The sequence below is a fragment of the Nocardioides sp. Bht2 genome, assembly GCF_047308515.1.
Classification (GTDB): Bacteria; Actinomycetota; Actinomycetes; order Propionibacteriales; family Nocardioidaceae; genus Nocardioides.
Genome location: NZ_JBLBWI010000015.1, coordinates 18,451 through 35,279, shown reverse-complemented (window position 1 = coordinate 35,279; position 16,829 = coordinate 18,451). Strand labels below are relative to the sequence as shown.

Annotated in this window: 19 protein-coding genes; 10 read left to right on the top strand and 9 right to left on the bottom strand. The window is 67.4% G+C overall.

Annotated features, from left to right (window positions below; translation table 11 throughout):
* Positions 1-39: 39 nt before the first annotated feature.
* Together ACLM5J_RS16615 and ACLM5J_RS16610 are read left to right on the top strand one after the other, a co-directional pair.
* Positions 40-1,203, top strand: coding sequence for a steroid 3-ketoacyl-CoA thiolase (locus tag ACLM5J_RS16615; protein ID WP_413657595.1), 1,164 nt, complete (start codon positions 40-42; stop codon positions 1,201-1,203).
* Positions 1,204-1,211: 8 nt separating this feature from the next.
* The gene (locus ACLM5J_RS16610) at positions 1,212-2,459 is read left to right on the top strand and encodes an acyl-CoA dehydrogenase family protein (RefSeq protein WP_413657594.1); all 1,248 of its coding nucleotides are present in this window, start codon (positions 1,212-1,214) and stop codon (positions 2,457-2,459) included.
* 96 nt (positions 2,460-2,555) lie between these two features.
* On the opposite strand, the gene ACLM5J_RS16605 is transcribed toward ACLM5J_RS16610, so the two are convergent.
* The 4 genes from ACLM5J_RS16605 to ACLM5J_RS16590 form a co-directional block, all read right to left on the bottom strand.
* Positions 2,556-3,164: a class I SAM-dependent methyltransferase gene (locus ACLM5J_RS16605; RefSeq protein WP_413657593.1), complete on the bottom strand. Its 609-nt coding sequence runs from the start codon at positions 3,162-3,164 to the stop codon at positions 2,556-2,558.
* 7 nt (positions 3,165-3,171) lie between these two features.
* A complete protein-coding gene (locus ACLM5J_RS16600; RefSeq protein WP_413657592.1) occupies positions 3,172-3,711 on the bottom strand; it encodes a VanZ family protein in 540 nt (179 codons plus the stop codon).
* A 101-nt stretch (positions 3,712-3,812) separates the two neighbouring features.
* On the bottom strand, positions 3,813-4,691 hold the full coding sequence (locus ACLM5J_RS16595) for an SDR family oxidoreductase (RefSeq protein WP_413657591.1): 879 nt from the start codon (positions 4,689-4,691) through the stop codon (positions 3,813-3,815).
* 28 nt (positions 4,692-4,719) lie between these two features.
* Positions 4,720-5,493: an SDR family oxidoreductase gene (locus ACLM5J_RS16590; protein WP_413657590.1), complete on the bottom strand. Its 774-nt coding sequence runs from the start codon at positions 5,491-5,493 to the stop codon at positions 4,720-4,722.
* A 103-nt stretch (positions 5,494-5,596) separates the two neighbouring features.
* On the opposite strand from ACLM5J_RS16590, the gene ACLM5J_RS16585 reads away from it, so the two are divergent.
* From ACLM5J_RS16585 to ACLM5J_RS16565, 5 genes are all read left to right on the top strand, one after another.
* Positions 5,597-6,367, top strand: coding sequence for an enoyl-CoA hydratase family protein (locus ACLM5J_RS16585; RefSeq protein ID WP_413657589.1), 771 nt, complete (start codon positions 5,597-5,599; stop codon positions 6,365-6,367).
* Positions 6,364-7,251 (top strand): CoA transferase subunit A, encoded by an 888-nt coding sequence (locus ACLM5J_RS16580; protein WP_413657588.1) that lies wholly within the window; start codon positions 6,364-6,366, stop codon positions 7,249-7,251. Before ACLM5J_RS16585 ends, ACLM5J_RS16580 begins: the two co-directional genes overlap by 4 nt.
* Positions 7,252-7,264: 13 nt before the next feature.
* Positions 7,265-8,032 (top strand): CoA-transferase subunit beta, encoded by a 768-nt coding sequence (locus ACLM5J_RS16575; RefSeq protein WP_413657587.1) that lies wholly within the window; start codon positions 7,265-7,267, stop codon positions 8,030-8,032.
* 7 nt (positions 8,033-8,039) lie between these two features.
* Positions 8,040-9,110, top strand: coding sequence for an NAD(P)H-dependent flavin oxidoreductase (locus ACLM5J_RS16570; protein ID WP_413657586.1), 1,071 nt, complete (start codon positions 8,040-8,042; stop codon positions 9,108-9,110).
* Between the two features lie 119 nt (positions 9,111-9,229).
* On the top strand, positions 9,230-10,024 hold the full coding sequence (locus ACLM5J_RS16565; protein ID WP_413657585.1) for an alpha/beta fold hydrolase: 795 nt from the start codon (positions 9,230-9,232) through the stop codon (positions 10,022-10,024).
* A 32-nt stretch (positions 10,025-10,056) separates the two neighbouring features.
* On the opposite strand, the gene ACLM5J_RS16560 is transcribed toward ACLM5J_RS16565, so the two are convergent.
* The gene (locus tag ACLM5J_RS16560; RefSeq protein WP_413657584.1) at positions 10,057-10,419 is read right to left on the bottom strand and encodes a hypothetical protein; all 363 of its coding nucleotides are present in this window, start codon (positions 10,417-10,419) and stop codon (positions 10,057-10,059) included.
* A gap of 62 nt (positions 10,420-10,481) precedes the next feature.
* On the opposite strand from ACLM5J_RS16560, the gene ACLM5J_RS16555 reads away from it, so the two are divergent.
* Entirely contained in the window at positions 10,482-10,943 is a 462-nt protein-coding gene (locus ACLM5J_RS16555) for a MarR family winged helix-turn-helix transcriptional regulator (protein ID WP_413657583.1), read from the top strand.
* 66 nt (positions 10,944-11,009) lie between these two features.
* Here the strand turns inward: ACLM5J_RS16555 and ACLM5J_RS16550 are convergent, their stop codons facing one another.
* Together ACLM5J_RS16550 and ACLM5J_RS16545 are read right to left on the bottom strand one after the other, a co-directional pair.
* Positions 11,010-11,354, bottom strand: coding sequence for a DUF805 domain-containing protein (locus ACLM5J_RS16550; RefSeq protein ID WP_413657582.1), 345 nt, complete (start codon positions 11,352-11,354; stop codon positions 11,010-11,012).
* Between the two features lie 55 nt (positions 11,355-11,409).
* Positions 11,410-13,473 (bottom strand): DNA gyrase/topoisomerase IV subunit B, encoded by a 2,064-nt coding sequence (locus tag ACLM5J_RS16545; protein ID WP_413657581.1) that lies wholly within the window; start codon positions 13,471-13,473, stop codon positions 11,410-11,412.
* Between the two features lie 289 nt (positions 13,474-13,762).
* Here ACLM5J_RS16545 and ACLM5J_RS16540 point away from each other — a divergent pair, with 289 nt between their 5' ends.
* Entirely contained in the window at positions 13,763-14,005 is a 243-nt protein-coding gene (locus ACLM5J_RS16540) for a hypothetical protein (RefSeq protein ID WP_413657580.1), read from the top strand.
* An 81-nt stretch (positions 14,006-14,086) separates the two neighbouring features.
* Positions 14,087-14,563, top strand: a complete 477-nt coding sequence (locus ACLM5J_RS16535) for a DUF456 domain-containing protein (protein WP_413657579.1) — start codon at positions 14,087-14,089, stop codon at positions 14,561-14,563.
* Between the two features lie 41 nt (positions 14,564-14,604).
* On the opposite strand, the gene ACLM5J_RS16530 is transcribed toward ACLM5J_RS16535, so the two are convergent.
* On the bottom strand, positions 14,605-15,156 hold the full coding sequence (locus ACLM5J_RS16530; protein WP_413657578.1) for a hypothetical protein: 552 nt from the start codon (positions 15,154-15,156) through the stop codon (positions 14,605-14,607).
* Positions 15,157-15,282: 126 nt separating this feature from the next.
* On the bottom strand, positions 15,283-16,746 hold the full coding sequence (locus tag ACLM5J_RS16525) for an RNA polymerase sigma factor (protein WP_413657577.1): 1,464 nt from the start codon (positions 16,744-16,746) through the stop codon (positions 15,283-15,285).
* Positions 16,747-16,829: the final 83 nt, after the last annotated feature.

Sequence of the window (16,829 nt, the reverse complement as noted above, 5' to 3'; positions counted from 1 at the left end):
CACCGGCCGCGGTCGAACGCACGCAGGAGTGAGGCAGATATGGGCAACCCGGTCATCGTCGAAGCAGTCCGTTCCCCGCAAGGCAAGCGTCGCGGTTGGCTGGCGGGCATGCACCCGGCGGAGCTGCTGGGCGCAGCTCAGACCGAGGTCCTCAAGCGCGCCGGTGTCGACTCCTCCGTGATCGAGCAGGTCATCGGTGGCTGCGTCACCCAGGCCGGCGAGCAGTCCAACAACATGGTCCGCCGCGCCTGGATGCACGCCGGACTCAACAACTCGACCGCCTCCACGGTGATCGACGCCCAGTGCTCCTCCGCCCAGCAGGCCACCCACCTGATCAACGCGATGATCGCCGGCGGCGCGATCAAGGCCGGCGTCGCCTGCGGCGTCGAGTCGATGTCGCGGATCCCGCTGGGCAGCAGCGTGCCCAAGGGCTTCGGCGACCCCCGCCCGGCATCGTGGAACATCGACCTCCCGGACCAGTTCACCGCCGCCGACCGGATCGCCGCCAACCGCGGCATCACCCGCGCCGATCTCGACGCCTTCGGCCTGCGCTCGCAGCAGCGTGCCCGCGTCGCCGTCGACGAGGGCCGCTTCGAGCGTGAGATCTTCGCCGTCGAGGCACCGGTCCTCGACGACGAGGGCAAGCCCACCGGCGAGACCCGCATCGTGACCACCGACCAGGGTCTGCGGGAGACCACCCTGGAGGGTCTGGGCAACCTCAAGCCCGTCCTCGAGGGCGGCCTGCACACGGCGGGTTCGTCGTCGCAGATCTCGGACGGCGCCTCGGCACTGCTGCTGATGGACGAGGAGCTGGCAGCCAGCCTCGGCCTCAAGCCCCGCGCTCGGATCATCACCTCCGCACTGGTCGGCGCCGACCCGTACTACCACCTCGACGGTCCGGTCCAGGCGACCGAGAAGGTGCTCAAGGACTCCGGCATGAGCATCTCCGACATCGACGTCTTCGAGGTCAACGAGGCGTTCGCCTCCGTCGTGATGTCGTGGGCCCAGGTGCACAACGTGCCCGAGGACAAGTACAACGTCAGCGGCGGCGCGATCGCCCTCGGCCACCCGGTCGGCTCGACCGGCACCCGGCTGCTGACCACCGCGCTGCACGAGCTGGAGCGTCGCGACGCCTCCACCGCCCTGATCTCGATGTGTGCGGGTGGCGCCCAGGCCTCCGGCACCATCATCGAGCGGATCTGAGGCACGCCATGAGCGCCTTCACCTGGTCCGATGACGACCTGACCGTCCGCGAGGCGGTCCGCAAGTTCGTCGACACCACCATCCGCCCGGCCCGCGAGGACCTGGAGGAGAAGGGTGTTCCCCCGTACGAGATCGCACGTGCCTACTACGACGCTTTCGGCATCGGCGAGGCCGCCGGCGAGCTGTTCGACTGGGAGATCGCCCGGGACGAGGCGCTCGTGGCAGGCACCGAGTTCACCGCACCCGCGCCCGAGGGGCTGGGCTCCTCGACGCTGACGGTCGGCAACATCGAGCTCGTCAAGGTGTGCCCGGGCATCCCGACCTCGATCGGCATCTCCACCGGCATGGTGGCCGGCACCATCAACGCGATGGGGTCGATCGCCCAGCGCAAGAAGTACGTGCGGGACTTGCTGACGCTGGACAAGATCGGCGCGTGGGCCATCACCGAGCCCGACTCGGGTTCGGACGCCTTCGGCGGCATGCGCACCACGGCCAAGGTGGACGGCGACGGCTGGGTGATCAACGGCCAGAAGACGTTCATCACCAACGGCCCCTACGCCGACTACATGGTGGTGTACGCCAAGCTGGACGACGGCTCGGGTGCCGACAAGCGCCAGGCCCCGGTGCTGATCTTCGTGCTGGAGTCGGGCACCGAAGGGCTCACCCAGGGCAAGCCCTTCCGCAAGATGGGCATGCACTCCTCCCCCACCGGCGAGCTGTTCTTCGACAACGTCCGGGTCACCCGCGACAACCTGCTGGCCGGCGAGCCGGCCCTGGTCGGCAAGGGCGAGCAGAAGGACGGCCGCGAGTCCGCGCGGGCGAACTTCGTGGGCGAGCGGGTGGGCATCTCCACCTTCGCCCTCGGCATCATCGAGGAGTGCCTGCGGTTGTGCGTGGACTACGCCAAGACCCGAGAACTGTGGGGCAAGCCGATCGGTGAGTTCCAGCTCATCCAGGCCAAGCTGGCCGAGATGGAGATCGCCCGGGTCAACGTGGAGAACATGATCCTCAAGGCGCTCGACGCCCGCCGTCGTGGCGTCACCCTGGACATGGCGGAGGCCTCCGCCATGAAGCTCTACGCCACCCGGTGTGCCAGCGACGTGTCCATGGACGCGGTGCAGCTCTTCGGCGGCAACGGCTACATGGCCGAGTACCACGTCGAGCAACTGGCTCGCGACGCCAAGGTGCTGATGATCTACGGCGGTTCCAACGAGGTGCAGACCACCCACGTGGCCAAGGGCTTGCTCCGCCGCTGACCCCGAGGGTGCACAGTTAGCGCACCACAGCGCATGAATAGCCAGCGAGGGCGCACATGTCGTGCGCCCTCGCTGGCTATTGGTGCGCCCTCGGGGTCAGGAGGCGACGCGCAGGACCGAGACGGCGAACTCGGACTCGCGGGAGAACGGCTCCAGGTCCCAGGTGGAGAAGCGCTGCTCGAGACGGAGGCCGGCGGCGGTGATGTCGGCGTCGAACCGGCTGTAGGAGTACTCCTCGGCACGGCGGAAGCCGATCACGATCCGACCACCCGGCACCACGTGCGCGGCGAGTCGTTCGAGCACCTTGCGCTCGGTGCCGGGCGCCACGAAGAGCAGCACGTTGCCCGCCACCACGACCAGGTCGAACGGCTCCTCAGGACCCTCGATGCCGCCGAGGTCCAGCGTGGCCAGGTCCGCGACCAGCCAGCGCGGGCCCGGGTGATCCTCCTCAGCAGCGGCGATCAGGATCGGGTCGACGTCGACCCCGACGACCTGGTGGCCGCGCTGGTGCAGCGCGCCCCCGACACGGCCCGGGCCACAGCCGGCATCCAGGATCCGGGAGTTACGCGGCACGAGTGCGTCGATCAGTCGGGCCTCGCCGTCGAGGTCCTTGCCCTCGGCCGCCATCGTCCGGAATCTCTCGACGTAGCGCTGCGAATGTCCGGCTTCGGTATCGGTGAACCAACGGGGTTGAGCAGAACTCATGCGGCCATCATGCCGCAGCGGATTCACCGGCCCGCGAGCGGTCGTGGGCGACCGCGAACAGGGCCGCGACACCAAGACCGACCACCACGCCAACCCAGTTCGCGAGCAGGTCCGAGAGCTGGAAACCGACCCGATTCATCTGCGGGAAAGCCCACTGCAACAGTTCACACGAGAGCGGCACCGCGAAGGCCACGAGCAGCGGCCAACCACGCCGCAGTCGGCGGGTCACCAGAAGGGCCAGGAAACCCAGGGGAACCGTCATCCAGATGTTGAGTCCGAGCTCGGTAAAGGCATAGAGATCACGCGGAGCGGGCACGCGGATCTCGGCGTCGAAGGTGCCGGCGTCCTTCGCCTTCAGCGTGCCGTGGCTCGGCGTCGCGACCAATGCCGCGAAACCGACCGCGGCCAACCCGAAGGCGACGAAGAGTCGGCGGGAGAGACCGGTCCGCTGTTGGACGCGGGGCGCCGCGAGCACGAGGATCCCAAGGCCGACCAGGAAGACCGGCAGAACCCACGGCAGGTTGCGGAGATAGTTGTCCAGCAGCATCCGGACAGCCTGCCACCTCGACCGCCGTCAGCGTGCGCGGACGTCATACGCCCCGAGGATGCGGCTCCTCGGGGCGTATGACGTTGCGGGTGTTGCTGGGCTCAGGCGCCGTAGACCGGGTCCGGCTTCGGGGCCTCGGCGATCAGGGCGTCGACGACCTCGCCGAGTTCGGCCGCCTCCCAACGGCGACCGGCGTCGCGCGACGCGGCGTGCAGGTAGCCCGACTCCAGGGTGAGCAGGCCGCCGTCGATCTCGAAGATCCGGCCGGTCACGTGGCCGGCCGCCTCGGAGGCGAGCCAGGCCACGATGGGGCTGTTGTCCTCGGGCAGCGCCATCGCCGAGGTGTCGAAGGCACCTTCGGTCATCCGGGTCTTGGCGACCGGGGCGATCGCGTTGACGGTGACGCCGACGCGGCTGAGCTCCGCTGCCGCGACCAGGGTCATCGAGGCGATGCCACCCTTGGCGGCGGAGTACGCGACCTGACCGATGGAGCCCTGCAGACCGGCACCGGAGGTCGTGTTGATGACACGGCCGATCCGCTGGTTCCCGGCCTTGGACTCGGCGCGCCAGTAGGCAGCGGCGTGGCGCAGCGGGGCGAAGTGGCCCTTCATGTGCACGCGGATCACGGCGTCCCACTCGTCCTCGGTGGCGTTGACCAGCATCCGGTCGCGCACGAAGCCGGCGTTGTTCACCAGGATGTCGAGGCCACCGAAGGTGTCGATCGCCTGCTGCACCATGGCCTCGGCCTGGGCGAAGTCGGCGACGTCGGCACCGTTGACGACGGCCTCGCCGCCGAGCGCCTCGATCTCCCGGACCACGTCGTGGGCCGGCGAGTCCTCCTTGACGCCGTTGTTCGAGACGCCGAAGTCATTGACGACGACCTTCGCGCCCTGGCGGGCCAACTCCAGCGCGTGGGCGCGACCGATTCCGCGGCCCGCGCCGGTGACGATGGCGATGCGCCCGTCGAGGATCTTGCTCATGGTTGCTCCTAGAAGTTCGGTGGTGGCCTCAGGCCTGGGCCTGGATGGAGTCGACGACGTACTGGAAGACGGGGGGCTCGCCGCCGCCGTGGCATTCGATCGCTGCGCCGGTCACGTAGCTGGCGAGGTCGGACCCGAGGAAGAGTGCAACCTGTCCGATCTCCTCGGGGCGCGCCATCCTGCCCATCGGGATGGTGGCCTCGATCGCGGCCACGGTGGCGTCGCCGCCGTAGTGCTCGGCGGTGTTCTCGGTCCGGCACAGGCCGACGTTGATCGCGTTGATCCGGACCTTGGGCGCCCACTCCTGGCCGAGCGAGACGGTGAGCTGGTCGACGGCCGCCTTGGCCGCGCCGTAGACCGCGGTACCCGGCGAGGGTCGCAGTGCGGAGATGGAGGAGATGTTGACGATCGCTCCCCCGGTCTCCTGGGCCTGCATCACCTTGTTGGCGGCCTGGGCGACCAACAGTGCGGAGGTGAAGTTCAGATCCATCACCCGGCTGTGGAAGCGCGGCGAGGCGTCTGCGGCGAGCGCATAAGGGGCGCCCCCGGCGTTGTTGATCGCGACGTCGAGGCGCCCGTGTTCGGCGACCACCTTGTCGATCAGCTCCTGCACGGAGTCCGCGTCACGGACGTCGCAGGTGTAGTGGGTGGTTCCCGGCTCCGGGGTCTCGACCTCCGAGCGGGCACAGGTGACCACGTGGGCCCCGGCTGCTACGTAGGTACGCGCGATGCCCAGGCCGATGCCTTTGGTCCCGCCGGTCACCAGGACGACACGTCCGGTGAGGTCGATCTGCACTGCCATCGGATTCCTTCCTCGCCTTCAAAACCAAGCAAGTGTTAGGGTACCAAGCAAGTGTTTGGTTTGGTGGACCGCAAGGCCACCACTTTGAGGTGAGGCACTCTCGATGACGATTTCCTCCGTATTGCGCGACGACCACATCCGCGTCGTCACCATGGAGCACGGCAAGGTCAACGCACTCCCCGTCTCCGACTGGTTCGGCGTCGCAGAGGCCCTCAACGAGGCCAGCCGCGACCCGGAGACCCACGTGGTCGTGCTCCGCGCCGAAGGCCGTGGCTACAACGCCGGCGTCGACATCAAGGAGATGCAGAACACCTCCGGCATGGAGGCGCTGCTCGGCGCCAACGCCGGCTGCTACGCCGCGTTCAAGGCGATCTACGAGTGCTCCGTGCCGGTGATCGCCGCCGTCAACGGACACTGCATCGGCGGCGGCGTCGGCCTGGTCGGCAACTCCGACGTCGTGATCGCCTCCGAGGACGCCTACTTCAGCGTGCCCGAGGTCAACCAGGGCGCCCTCGGCGCAGCCACCCACATGGCCCGCCTGGTGCCGCAGCACATGATGCGGACCCTCTACTTCACCGCCGGCAAGATCCCCGCCAAGGACCTGCTGCAGTTCGGCTCGGTCTACCGCGTGGTCCCCCGCGACGAACTCGACGCCGCCGCGCTCGAGGTCGCAGCCGTGATCGCCAGCAAGAACACCAAGGTCATCCGTGCGGCCAAGGAGGCCATCAACGGGATCGACCCGATCGACGTCAACAAGAGCTACCGCTTCGAACAAGGCTTCACCTTCGAGCTCAACCTCATGGGTGTCGCCGACGAACTCCGCGATGACTTCGCGGGAACCGACAAGTCTCGTTCCAAGGAGAGCACCAAGTGACCCGACCCAGCAACAAGGAGATGACCATCGACCAGGTGGTCGAGCAACTCTCCGACGGTATGACCATCGGCATCGGCGGCTGGGGCCCGCGGCGCAAGCCGATGGCACTCGTCCGCGCGATCCTGCGTAGCGACCTCAAGGACCTCACCATCGTGGCGTGGGGTGGCGCTGACGTCGGCCTGCTGGCCGAGGCCGGCAAGATCAAGAAGCTGATCTACGCCTTCGTCACGATGGACACCGTTCCTCTGGAGCCCAACTTCCAGGCAGCTCGTCAGAACCGCACGATCCCCGAGATCTGCGAGTGGGACGAGGGCATGTTCATGACCGGGCTGAAGGCTGCCGCCGAGCGGCTCCCGTTCCTTCCGGTCCGCGCCGGTCTGGGCTCCGACGTGCTGGTCAACAACCCCGACCTCAAGCTGGTGAAGAGCCCGTACGCCGACGAGAACGGCGACTACGAGGAGTTCGTCGCGGTCCCCGCGCTCAAGCTGGACGTGGCGCTGGTCCACCTGAACCGTGCCGACGTGCACGGCAACGCAAGCTACCTCGGCCCTGACCCGTACTTCGACGACCTGTTCGCGATGGCCGCTGAGAAGACCTTCGTCTCGGTCGAGAAGATCGTCGACACGGCCGCATTGACCGCCGACACCCCGATCCAGCGTCTGCTGCTCAACCGGATGATGGTGACCGGCGTCGTGGAGACCCCGAACGGCGCGCACTTCACCAACTGCGTGCCGGACTACGAGCGCGACGAGAAGTTCCAGAAGCACTACGCCAAGTCGGTTGCCGACCCCGAGGCATGGGCCGCGTTCAAGGAGCGGTTCCTGTCCGGCGACGAGGCTGCCTACCAGGCCGCCGTCGAATCATTCCGCGCCGAGCAGGCCTGAGGAGAGATCAACGATGACTGAGATTACCCGCGCAGAGGTCTGCGCCGCCGCCGTCGCCGACGCGTTCGCCGCCGACGGCGAGATCTTCGGCTCCCCGATGGGCACGATGCCGATGATCGGCGTCCGCCTGGCGAAGCTCACCTCCAACCCCGACCTGGTGATCAGCGACGGCGAGTCGCTCTTCCTCGGTGGCGTGCCGCCGATCTTCGCCAAGGCCGATGTGCTGGAGGGCTGGATCCCGTTCCGCCGCGTCTTCGACGTGGTCGCTTACGGTCGCCGCCACGTGATGATGGGCGCGACCCAGGTCGACAAGCACGGCAACCAGAACATCTCCGCGATCGGTGACTTCGCGCAGCCGAAGCGCCAGTTGCTGGGCTCGCGCGGCGCGCCGGGCAACACCGTCAACAACCGGACGTCGTACTGGGTGCCCAAGCACAACACCCGCGTCTTCGTGGAGAAGGTCGACATCGTCTCCGGCGTCGGCCCGAAGGCTGCCAAGGAGGCCGGCCCGGGTGCGTCGAAGTACAACGACATCCACCGGATCATCTCCAACCTGGGTGTCTTCGACATGGGCGGCCCGGACGACACCATGCGGATCGTCTCCCTGCACCCCGGCGTGACCCTGGAAGAGGTTCAGGAAGCGACCGGCTTCGAGCTCTACGTGGACGGCGACGTGGCTACCACCCGCCTGCCCAGCGACGCCGAGCTGACGATCATCCGCGAGATGCTCGACCCGAAGAACTTCCGCGACCGCGAGGTCCCGCCCGTCGACGGCAAGTGAGCCACCTATGAGCACCGAGCAACTGCTTCGCACGCCGCTGACCGAGCTGGTCGGCATCAAGCACCCGATCGTGCAGACCGGCATGGGTTGGGTCGCCGGTCCGCGGCTGGTCAGCGCTACTGCCAACGCAGGCGGTCTGGGCATCCTGGCTTCGGCCACGATGACCTTCGCCGAGCTGGAGAAGGCGATCATCGAGGTCAAGGGCCGTACTGACGCCCCCTTCGGTGTGAACCTGCGCGCCGACGCGACCGACGCCCCCGACCGCTGCCAGCTGCTCATCGAGCACGGCGTCAAGGTGGCCTCGTTCGCGCTGGCACCCAAGCCGGAGCTGATCGCCAAGCTCAAGGAGCACGACATCGTCGTGATCCCGAGCGTGGGTCTGCCCAAGCACGCCAAGAAGGTGGCCTCCTGGGGTGCCGACGCGGTGATGATCCAGGGCGGCGAGGGCGGCGGTCACACCGGTTCGGTGCCGACCACGCTGCTCTTGCCCTCGGTTCTCGACGCCGTCAATATCCCGGTGATCGCAGCCGGCGGCTTCTTCGACGGTCGCGGCCTGGCCGCAGCGCTCTCCTACGGTGCAGCCGGCATCGGGATGGGGACGCGGTTCCTGCTCACCTCGGACTCCGCGGTGCCGCAGGCGGTCAAGGAGCTCTACCTCACCCACGACGTCAACGGCACCGTGGTGACCGCCAAGGTGGACGGCATGCCGCACCGGATGCTGCGCACGCCGTTCGTGGAGGAGATCGAGGAGACCGGCACCATCCGCCGTCTCGCACCGACCATCAAGCGGACTCTCGAGTTCAAGAAGATGGCTGGCATGTCCTGGCTGCAGATGGCCAAGGACGGACGCGAGATGAAGAAGAACCAGGGCCGCACCCTGGCTCAGATGACGCTGGCCGCCAACACCCCGATGATGCTGAAGGCCGGTCTGGTCGACGGCGACACCAACGCCGGTGTGCTGGCGTCGGGCCAGGTCGTCGGCGTCCTGGATGACCTGCCGAGCTGCGAGGCACTGATCGACCGGATCGTTCTCGAGGCTGCGACCCAACTGAAGAAGGCCAACACCTACCTGGTGTGAGCCGCACCGGAACCCCGGGACGTCAAACGTTGCAAAGGAGCGCCTGCTCTCCGCATGACGTCCCGGGGTTCTTGCTGCGTTAGGGTGCGGTGCTCCGTTCCCCACGCAGAAAGGCCACCATGGACCAGCCGTCGGTCACCCCTGTTGTCCTGATCGCACCGGCGATGGGGATCGGCGCCCGGTTCTACCGGCCGCTGGTCGAATCCTTCGGCGAACGAGGGTGGACGGCGATCGCCCTGCCCCGCCGTGGGTTCGAGCAGGACCAGCCTCCGGCCAGCCGGAAGAACGACTGGTCCTATGCCGACGAGATCGACGAGATCACTCGCGCCGTCGCCGCGCAGCGGGAAGCCGATCCGGAGCGTCCGGTACTCGTGCTCGGGCACAGCCTGGGTGGCCAGATGGCGGTCGGGCACGCGCTGAACGAACCGCCTGCCGACGGACTGATCACGATCGGAACCTCACTCCCCTACCACCGTGACTTCCCCTGGGGCGGTCCGCACCTGGTGGCGATGGCCGGCCTGATCGTGCCTGCCCTGACGGCGGTGTACGGGTACCTACCCAAGCCTGCCTTCGGCGGTCCCGGCGCCAAGACCCTGATGCGGGAGTGGGCGCGGATGGTGCTCACCGGACGGCCGCCCTACCCCGTCCGGCGCAAGATCGACACCCGCGCACTGGTGATCAGCCTGGAGGGCGACGACTACGCGCCCCGCGGTGCCGTCGATGCATTCGTCACTCGCCTCTTCGAACCGACGAGCAGTACCCGACTGCATGTGACCTCCGAGCCGACCGAGCACGTCGGCTGGGTGCGCTCACCGGGCGCGGTGGTCGACGGCGTCGTCACCTGGTGGCGAACGTCCTCGGCCGACCGCGGCAACGTCGTACTCCCCGAGGAGGCGGGTACTCCCTCCGCATGACGTCGCGCGTCCCTGCTGCCCGACCGAATCGGCTAACGGAGGGTGAGCCAGACGCCGACGAAGCCAGGGATGACGCCGAGCAGCAACCACGGCGAGAGCAGGTTGCGGCCGTGGATGAAGAGCCAGGATGCGACGGCGATGATGCCGAAGGCACCCGCGATCACGTTGAGTCCGATCTGGGCGCTGAGGGTGGGCTTGGGCAGCGCCATCGCAGCCAGGATCAGTCCGCCGGACAGGTGCAGGATCGTGGTCACCGCGAGCGACGAGGCGACCCAACGCTGGACGCTGGTCAGGCTCTGCTCGGCGGCGGCACGGTTGACGACGGGGCGTGGCGCGTTCGGGTCCATCAGGTGCTTGCGACGCTTCGGCGCCTTGGCCGGGACGACCTGGCTCATCGGGGGCTCCATTCGCTAGCTACGACAATCTTTGTCGTGACAACAATTGCTAGACTAACGGCATGCCCGCGAACGCCCAACTCCCGCCGGACGTCGACCCGCTCGCCCTGGAGCAGCAGGTCTGCTTCGCGCTCGCCGTCGCCTCACGCAGCGTGATCAACGTCTACCGGCCGATGTTGGACCCGATGGGTCTCACCCATCCCCAGTACCTGGTGATGCTCGCCCTGTGGGGCAGCGAACCCCTCTCGGTCACCCGCCTCAGCAAGATGCTGGACCTGGATCCGGGCACCCTCTCGCGGCTACTGAAACGGCTGGAGAGCGCGGGGCTGGTGCGCCGCGACCGCGACCCCGATGACGAGCGGTCGCTCGCCGTCGCCCTGACCGAGAAGGGTCGCGCGCTCCGCGCGGAGGCCGAGAAGGTGCCGCCGGCGATCGTCGAGCGGCTCGGCGTGGATATCGACGAACTGCTCGAACTGCATGCCCGGCTTACCCGGGTCATCGCCGCGGCCAAGTCCGCCACCTGACCTCGTACCGCCCGAACGCAACGAACCCCGCACCTCAACGAGGGCGGGGTTCGTTGCGGGTGACGATCAGGCCAGCTGCGGCTCGACCGGCGCGCCATGCTGGTTGGGGGTGCGCTCCCCCTCCTTGGCCCACAGCACGATCAGGATGATGAAGCCGACCAACGGCACCAACATGATCAACTGCAGCCAACCGCTCTTACCGATGTCGTGCAGACGACGGGCACCCACGGCGAGGGCCGGAACCAACAGCGCCAGACCGGCCAGGATGCCGATGATGTCGGGCAGCGGGTACGTCACAACAGTGACGACCACCTCGAACAGGAAGAACCACCAGAACTCGGGACGGCCGGCTCGGCCGCTGAAGTCGGCGTACTTGGTCAGGCAGGTACGCACTGCATCCACAGGATTCATGGACGGAGTCTCACATCAGATGGTCGTCCAGCACAGCACCGACACGGCCTGACGCTCAGGCGTCCAGCTCTTCCAGGCTGAGGTTGCCGCCGTTGGCCACGATGAACTCCTTGCGAGGAGCAACCTCGGAGCCCATCAGTAGCTCGAAGACCTTCGCCGCGTCGTCGGCGTCGTCGACGGTGATCCGGCGCAGCGTCCGCTGCCGCGGGTCCATCGTGGTCTCGGCCAACTGGTCGGCGTCCATCTCACCCAGACCCTTGTACCGCTGGACCGGGTCCTTCCAACGGACGCCCTTCTTGGTCAGCTCGGCCAGCTTCCGCTGCAACTCACCGTCGGAGTAGGTGTAGACGTACTTGTCCATCCCCTTCTTCGGGTTGGACAGCTCGATCCGGTGCAGGGGCGGCACTGCCGAGTAGACCCGCCCTGAGGCGATCAGCTCCGGCATGTACTTGAAGAACAAGGTCGCCAGCAGGCACCGGATGTGGGCGCCGTCGGAGTCGGCGTCGGCCATGAAGATGATCCGGCCGTAGCGGCGGGCGTCGAGGTCGAAGGTGCGGCCCGAACCGGCGCCGACCACCTGGATGATCGAGGCGCACTCCGTGTTCTTCAACATGTCGCCGACCGAGGCCTTCTGCACGTTGAGGATCTTGCCGCGGATCGGGAGCAGCGCCTGGAACTCGGAGTTGCGGGCCAGCTTGGCGGTACCGAGTGCGGAGTCACCCTCGACGATGAAGAGCTCGGAGATCTCGTTGTCGCCGGACCGGCAGTCGGCGAGCTTGGCCGGCAGGGTGGAGGACTCGAGCGCGTTCTTGCGGCGCTGTGTCTCCTTCAACTGACGGGCCGAGATCCGGGTCTTGGCCGCCCCGGCCACCTTCTCCATGATCAGCTTGGCCTGGGCCTTCTGATCCCGCTTGGTCGAGGTCAGGAACTCCTTGAGCTCTCGCGCCACCACCTTGCGGACCACGGTGCGGGCCGCCGGGGTACCGAGAATCTCCTTGGTCTGGCCCTCGAACTGCGGCTCGGCGAGACGGACCGTGACGACCGCCGTCATGCCTTCCAGCACGTCGTCCTTGATCACGTCGGCGTCGTTGACCTTGAGCGCCTTGGACTGACGCATCACCTCGTTGAACGTCTTCGTCGCGGCCTGCTCGAACCCGCTGACATGGGTGCCGCCCTTGGGCGTGGCGATCACGTTCACGAAGGAGCGCATCTCGGTGTCGTAGCCACGGCCCCAGCGCAATGCGATGTCGACGCCGAGCTCGCGCTGCACCTCCTGGGGCGTCATGTGGCCCTTGTCGTCGAGCATCGGCACCGTCTCGGTGAAGGTGTCGGTGCCCTGGAGTCGGATCACGTCGCTGACCGGCTCGTCGGCGGCGAGGAAGTCGACGAACTCACCGATGCCGCCGTCGTGACGGAACTTCTCCTCGGTCGGCGACTCTCCGCGCAGGTCGCGGATCACCAGTTCGAGCCCGGGGACGATGAAGGAGGTCTGCCGAGCGCGGCCGAGCAGACCGTCGATCAGGTAGGTGGCGTCACGGGTGAAGATCCGGCGGTCCGGCCAGAACCGGACCCGGGTCCCGGACTTGCCCTTCGCGACCCGCTTGCCCTTGCGGGAGAGCCCGGACTGCGGGGTGAACTCGGCGTCGGGACCGTCGCCGTCGAAGACGCCGGGCATACCGTGCTTGAAGCTGAGCCCCTGGGTGGCCGGCGCACGGTCGACGTCGATGTCCATCCGCGCGGAGAGCGCGTTGACGACCGAGAGACCGACACCGTGCAGACCACCGGTGGCGACGTAGGACGAGCCACCGAACTTGCCACCCGCGTGCAGCTTCGTGGCCACCACCTCGACGCCGGGCAGGCCGGTCCGCGGCTCCTTGTCGGTGGGGATGCCACGGCCGTCGTCGTAGACCTCGACCGAGCCGTCCGGGTGCAGGGTGACCTCGACCGACGAGGCCGCGCCGGCCAGCGCCTCATCGACACCGTTGTCGATGATCTCCCATACGCAGTGCATCAGCCCGCGGGTATCGGTGGAACCGATATACATTCCCGGTCGCTTACGGACTGCCTCAAGACCTTCGAGGACCAGGAGGTGCGCTGCGTTGTACGTGTTGTCGGCCATGCGTTCCTTCGTCGTTCGTGCTCAAAGAGCAATCTAACCCGCTCCCCCGACACCATGACGGCGGCTCGCGGGTCAGGGCGCGAGAGTTGCCCGGCACTCGACCGAATCGCGCCCTGGATTCAGCGTCACGAACCGGTCACGCCCACGTCACATCTACGCCGTCAGATTCCACGGTATGGAGAGTCGACGCGCCACCCTTGGTGGTTCGTGATTGGATAGTCACTACCGCACGGTGAGACATGAACCACGGTGGGAATCTTTCCCATCATCTGCTCGTTGACCCGGACGTATGCGAAACGAAAGTGAGGCCGACGTGACCACTGCAGTTGCCCCGAGCACCTCCCTGACCGCTGAGGACCGATGCGACCGATGCGGCGCACAGGCCTACCTCCGGGTCCAGATGACCTCCGGCTTTGACCTCCTGTTCTGCGCGCACCACGCGCGCGAGCACGGCGACAAGCTCCGCGAGGTAGCGACCACCGTCGTCGACGAAACCCACAAGCTCACCGCGAAGCCGACGCCTGTCGACTGAGTGACCTCCGGTATGGCCCTCGACCCTCGGGTCGGGGGCCATCTGGCTTTTCTGGGTCGCTCGTCCCGTTAGGGTGTCCGCGTGAGTGGGGTCGAGTTTCTCTGTGCCGTAGCCATCGCGATCGGCATCGTCGGCATCGTGGTGCCGATCCTGCCCGGAACCCTCCTGGTCCTGGCCGCCATCGTCGTCTGGGGCTTCCATATCGGCAGCGCCACCGGATGGAGCGTGATGGCGGTCGCCATCGCCGTCCTGACGGTCGGCACCGTGGTCAAGTACCTGGTCCCGGGCCGACAGTTGAAGAACACCGGTGTACCGCCGATGTCGATGCTCCTCGGCGCCGTGCTGGGCATCGTCGGCTTCTTCGTGGTCCCGATCATCGGGCTCGTGATCGGGTTCGTCCTCGGCCTCTACCTCGCCGAATGCCAACGGGTGGGCGAGAGGACGGCTCGGACCACCACCTGGGCGGCGGTCCGAGCCGTGGGTCTCTCCATCCTGATCGAGGCGATCGCGGCCCTCGCCGCCGCCTTCATCTGGGCGGTCGGCGTCGTCGTCACCTGACCGCGCCACAGTGCTCCTGCGGTCGGCAACGCTGGACGCGACTACCTACCGGACTTCGCCCACGCCGAGAACTGACGACGATCCGGTGCCCAGTCCCGGACCGGGTGCGAGGCATCCGCCATGTCGGTGACCCGTTGGCTGACCCGCACCTTCGCCGGGTTGCCGAGGCAGCTCCGCTTGACCACCAGGCGGGTCGTCTCCTTGGGCCAGACCACATCGAAGTCGTGCTGGCAGCTGAGCGGTTCACCGACCAGCTTCCAGTTCTTCACCCGGACCAGTTGGTAGTCGGTACCCAACTGCAGCCCCGCTACCAGGGCGAACTCCGGCCCGGGACGCTTGGGCCGGGTGTCGAGATAGATCGACGTGCTCGCACCGCCGTCGTCGACGGCCTTGCGGAGGTCCTGGTAGGTGGTCCGGACCCTGACCGTCGTCTTGGTATGCGCCAGCCGCACGGTGAGGATGTCGTTGAGGGTGGCGGTGACGTCGGCACCGTCGTTGATCCGTTGCACCTCTGCGCCAGCTGAGCTGAGCATGCCCAGGCTGAGCGCGGCGGTTCCGAGACCCGTCGCGATCACCTTGAGTGCTGTCTGCATCGTCTTTCCTCCATTCGTGGCCCCGAGGGCCGCTGTGAGTCGACGATCTCCAACCTACGCGTGCTTCTGGCGGAAATACACCAACGGCCCGACCGAAGGGCCGGGCCGTTGGACCATGAGTGTGGATCAGTCCAGGTAGTCGCGCAGAACCTGCGAGCGGCTGGGGTGCCGCAGCTTCGACATCGTCTTGGACTCGATCTGGCGGATCCGCTCGCGGGTGACGCCGTACACCTTGCCGATTTCGTCTAAAGTCTTCGGCTGTCCATCGGTGAGACCGAAGCGCATCGAAACCACGCCGGCCTCCCGCTCGGAGAGGGTGTCCAGCACCGCGTGCAACTGCTCCTGGAGCAGCGTGAAGCTGACCGCGTCGGCCGGGACGATCGCCTCGGAGTCCTCGATCAGGTCACCGAACTCGGAGTCGCCGTCCTCACCCAACGGGGTGTGCAGCGAGATCGGCTCGCGGCCGTACTTCTGGACCTCGATGACCTTCTCCGGGGTCATGTCGAGTTCCTTGGCCAGCTCTTCGGGAGTGGGCTCACGGCCCAGGTCCTGGAGCATCTGGCGCTGTACCCGGGCGAGCTTGTTGATGACTTCGACCATGTGCACCGGGATCCGGATGGTGCGGGCCTGGTCGGCCATCGCGCGGGTGATCGCCTGACGGATCCACCAGGTGGCGTAGGTCGAGAACTTGTAGCCCTTGGTGTAGTCGAACTTCTCGACCGCACGGATCAGACCGAGGTTGCCCTCCTGGATCAGGTCCAGGAAGAGCATGCCGCGGCCGGTGTAGCGCTTGGCCAGCGAGACGACGAGACGCAGGTTGGCCTCGAGCAGGTGGTTCTTGGCACGGCGACCGTCGTCGACGATCCACTCGAGCTCTTCGAGCATCTTCGGCGCGATCTTGCCGCCGGCAGCCATCTTCTCCTCGGAGAAGAGGCCCGCCTCGATCCGCTTGGCCAGCTCAACTTCCATCTCGGCGTTGAGCAGCGGCACCTTGCCGATCTGCTTGAGGTAGTCCTTGACCGGGTCAGCGGTCGCACCGGCGACCATGACCTGCTGGGCAGGCTCATCGGTCTCGTCGGCAGCGGAGACGACGAAGGTCGAGGTCGAGCTGGCCTCTTCTTCGTCCTCCTTGATCGTGGGGTCGGCCGCGACGTCCTTCTCGAACTGCTCATCCGAGATGTCGGGCAGGGCCTTCTTGCCGTCCGGGCCGACGGTCGCCTCGGCGACGGGCGCGGCCACAGCCGCGGCCTTCACCGGAGCAGCCTTGGCCGGGGCAGGCTTCGCCGCAGGCGCCTTCTTGGCTGCGGCCTTCTTGGCCGCAGCGGTCGAGGTGGCCTTGCGCGGCGCGGCGGCTGCCACTGCGCGGCCCTGGTCCTCGACGTTCAAGGTGACGGTGATGCCCTGCTCGGTCAGATGCACCAGCAGAGCACGAAGATGCTGCGGCTCGACCTGGGCGGACTCGCTGGCGCGGCGAACGGCGTCAGGAGTGAGGGTTCCGGTCGGTGCCGCCTGCTCCACCAAGCCAACAATGGCTGGGTGAGACAGGACCTCCGCGGGCAGCAGCTTGCGCGAGCTCGAAGACACGTACAACCTCTCGGTGGAGCTATCGGGGCGCGGCCGAGCCCGGTGACGTCAAGAGCCGCAGATTTCATTCTGCCACGAGATCGGCGAGA